Origin of the sequence: Bradyrhizobium sp. YR681 (genome assembly GCF_000282615.1) — a bacterium.
GTDB lineage: Bacteria > Pseudomonadota > Alphaproteobacteria > Rhizobiales > Xanthobacteraceae > Bradyrhizobium.
In genome coordinates this window covers 1-3,235 of the sequence record NZ_AKIY01000067.1, presented here as the reverse complement: position 1 = coordinate 3,235, position 3,235 = coordinate 1, and the positions used below count along the sequence as shown (strand labels likewise).

At 66.4% G+C, this 3,235-nt stretch carries 5 protein-coding genes; all 5 read left to right on the top strand.

The window, feature by feature from the left end; all coding sequences use genetic code 11:
• A partial coding sequence (locus PMI42_RS08475; RefSeq protein WP_008132576.1) for an NAD(P)H-dependent flavin oxidoreductase occupies window positions 1–885 on the top strand: 885 nt, incomplete at its 5' end.
• 52 nt (window positions 886–937) lie between these two features.
• Window positions 938–2,014: an NAD(P)H-dependent flavin oxidoreductase gene (locus PMI42_RS08470; protein WP_008132574.1), complete on the top strand. Its 1,077-nt coding sequence runs from the start codon at window positions 938–940 to the stop codon at window positions 2,012–2,014.
• A gap of 77 nt (window positions 2,015–2,091) precedes the next feature.
• Window positions 2,092–2,379: an Asp-tRNA(Asn)/Glu-tRNA(Gln) amidotransferase subunit GatC gene (gene gatC, locus PMI42_RS08465; protein WP_008132573.1), complete on the top strand. Its 288-nt coding sequence runs from the start codon at window positions 2,092–2,094 to the stop codon at window positions 2,377–2,379.
• A gap of 82 nt (window positions 2,380–2,461) precedes the next feature.
• Complete coding sequence (locus PMI42_RS08460; protein WP_008132572.1) at window positions 2,462–2,689, top strand: hypothetical protein; 228 nt, start codon at window positions 2,462–2,464, stop codon at window positions 2,687–2,689.
• On the top strand, window positions 2,686–3,235 hold a 550-nt coding region (locus PMI42_RS08455; protein WP_008132571.1), incomplete at its 3' end, for an amidase. The genes PMI42_RS08460 and PMI42_RS08455, both read left to right, overlap by 4 nt.

Sequence of the window (3,235 nt, the reverse complement as noted above, 5' to 3'; positions counted from 1 at the left end):
ACGGCGGTCAGCCGCGCCGGCGGTTTTGGTATTCTGGGCGGCGGCTATGGCGAGCGGCTGTGGCTCGCGCAGGAGACGGCGAAACTCGCCGACCTCGCCGCACCGTTCGGGATCGGCTTCATTACCTGGAGCCTCGCCAGGCAACCCGGGCTTCTCGACGTCGCGCTCGCCGCAAGACCATCCGCGATCATGCTGTCGTTCGGCGATCCCGCACCGTTTGCCGCCACGATCAAATCCGCCGGCGCGCGTCTGATCTGCCAGGTGCAGGACGAAGCGATGGCGCGGCAGGCCCTCGACGCCGGCGCCGACATCCTGATTGCGCAGGGCACGGAGGCGGGCGGTCACGGCGCGTCCCGGACCACCGTCGATCTCGTGCCCGCCGTCGTCGATCTTGCCGCGGGCCGCGTGCCGGTGGTGGCGGCCGGCGGCATCGCCGACGGGCGCGGTCTCGCCGCCATGATGATGCTGGGCGCGAGCGGTGTGCTGCTCGGCACGCGCTTCTATGCGAGCCAGGAGGCCGACGGCGCCGAGGACGCCAAGCGGCGCATCTGCGCGGCAAGCAGCGGCTCGACGGTGCGTGGCATCGTCTTCGATCTCTCGCGCAACAATGTCTGGCCGGCGCCCTTCACGGGACGGTGCCTGGTCAATGACCATGCACGGCGCTGGAGCGGGCGCGAGGTCGAGCTGATGCAGAATGTCGCCGCAGTCGCGGCGGACTATGCCGCGGCAAAGGCCGCCGGCAATTTCGATGTCGCGGCCGTGATCGCGGGCGAGGCGGTCGGACTGATCCATGATATTCCACCGGCCGCCGAGATCGTGGAGCGGATTGCGATTGAGGCGGAGCAGCTGCTGGCCGGGCGGCGCAACTCGATAGTCGCGGCGTAAACCTCTTCACTCTCCCCTCCAGGGAGGGTTAAGGAAAACGAGAGACAAAACCATGTGGCCTGACCGTCGACTGATCGATCTCTTCAAGACCGAATTCCCGATCGTGCTGGCGCCGATGGCCGGCGTGATGGATGCGGAGCTGGTGATCGCCGTGGCAGAGGGCGGTGGGCTCGGCTCGCTGCCGAGCGCGATGCTGTCGCCGGAGAAGGCGCGCGAGCAGGTCAACATCATTCGCCAGCGCGTGAGGGCGCCGGTGAACATGAACTTCTTCTGCCACACGCCGATCGATCTCACAGCTGAAGCCGAAGCCCGCTGGAAGCAACGGCTGACGGGCTACTACACCGAGCATGGCCTCGATCCCGCCGCGCCGATCAATGCCGCGAACCGCGCGCCGTTCGATGCCTCTTTCTGCGAGGTGGTCGAGGAGCTGAAGCCGGAAATCGTCAGCTTCCATTTCGGCCTGCCGGAGCCGGCGCTGCTCAAGCGCGTCAAGGCGGCCGGCTGCCTCGTCATCTCGTCGGCGACGACGGTGAAGGAAGCGGTCTGGCTGGAACAGCGCGGCGTCGATGCCGTCATCGCGCAGGGCGCCGAGGCAGGCGGTCATCGCGGCATGTTCCTGACCGACAAGATCTCCGAGCAGCCCGGCACGTTTGCGCTGGTGCCGCAGGTCGCCGATGCCGTGAAGGTGCCGGTGATTGCGGCCGGCGGCATTGCCGACGGGCGCGGCATTGCCGCGGCCTTCGCGCTCGGTGCCTCCGGTGTGCAGATCGGCAGCGCCTACTTACGCTGTCCGGAGTCCAAGGTGAGCGCGGCGGGCCGTGCAGCGCTGGCCGAGGGGCGGGACGATTCCACCGTCATCACCAATGTCATGACCGGGCGGCCGGCGCGGGGCGTCCAGAATCGCCTGATGCGCGAGGCTGGCCCGATCTCGCCGGATGCGCCGCCGTTTCCCCATGCCGCGACCGCGCTGGCCCCGCTGAAGGCCGCTGCCGAAAAGCAGGGCAGGGTGGATTTCACCAATCTCTGGGCCGGCCAGGCCATCGCCCTGGGCCGTGAGGTCCCGGCGGCCGAATTGACCCGGGATCTCGCCAAATCGGCGCTGGCGCGGATGAAAGCGCTGGCTGGCTAAGGGGAAAGCGCCGGTTGCGGCGCAAAACCGGCCTCTGCTATACGGCAGTTAGATTTTGCCGTGAGAGGCCTTATATAATGTCCGTCGACGCCGCTACCGTCCGCCGCATCGCGCATCTGGCGCGCATTGCGGTTTCCGAGGATGAGGTTCCGCATCTGCAGGGCGAGCTCAACGCCATGCTCGCCTTTGTCGAGCAGCTCTCGGAGGTCAATGTCGAGGGCGTGGAGCCCATGACCTCGGTCACCCCGATGCAGATGAAGAAGCGGCAGGACGTGGTCAATGACGGCGGGATCGCCGACGATATCGTTGCCAACGCGCCCGCGACCGAAGGTCACTTCTTCCTGGTGCCGAAGGTCGTTGAGTAACTTGCATAGCGTTTTCGAGCGAAGTGGAAGCCGATTCGCGTGAAGAAAACGCGTCAAACTAAGAGTCTCAGGACGCCGTCCGATGTGCATGCTTTGCGACGATGAGAAGGCCTATCAGGCCTACATGAATTATCTCGACAAGATGGAGCGGCAGGGCAAGGCTGCCGACCCCAATGTCGCCGTCAATGCCGTGCTCGACGAGCTCGAGGCCGCTGCGAATGCCGCCGCCAAGAAAAACGTCAAGAAAAAAGACGACCCGGCCAACGACAAGACCCTGTCTCCGTTCTTCTGCAGCCCGATCAATAAATGACCGATTTGACATCACTGACGCTCGCCGAGGCCCGCGAGGGTCTCGCGGCAAAAACATTCACGTCACTCGAGCTGACCGACGCGCATCTGTCCGCGATCGAGAAGGCGCGCGTGCTCAACGCCTTCGTGATGGAGACGCCGGACCAGGCGCGCGCCATGGCGAAGGCCGTGGACGAGAAGATCGCCAAGGGTGAGGGCGGCCCGCTCGCCGGCATCCCGCTCGGCGTCAAGGATTTGTTCGCGACCAAGGGCGTGCGCACCACCGCGTGCTCCAAGATCCTCGGCAATTTCGTGCCGACCTACGAGTCCACCGTGACCTCGCAGCTCTGGCGCGACGGCGCGGTGATGCTCGGCAAGCTCAACAACGACGAGTTCGCGATGGGCTCGGCCAACGAGACCTCGTGCTTCGGCCCGGTCGCCAATCCCTGGCGGCGCGAGGGAAGCAACACCAATCTGGTGCCGGGCGGCTCGTCCGGCGGCTCGGCCTCGGCCGTGGCGGCGCTGCTGTGCATGGGCGCGACCGCGACCGACACCGGCGGCTCGATCC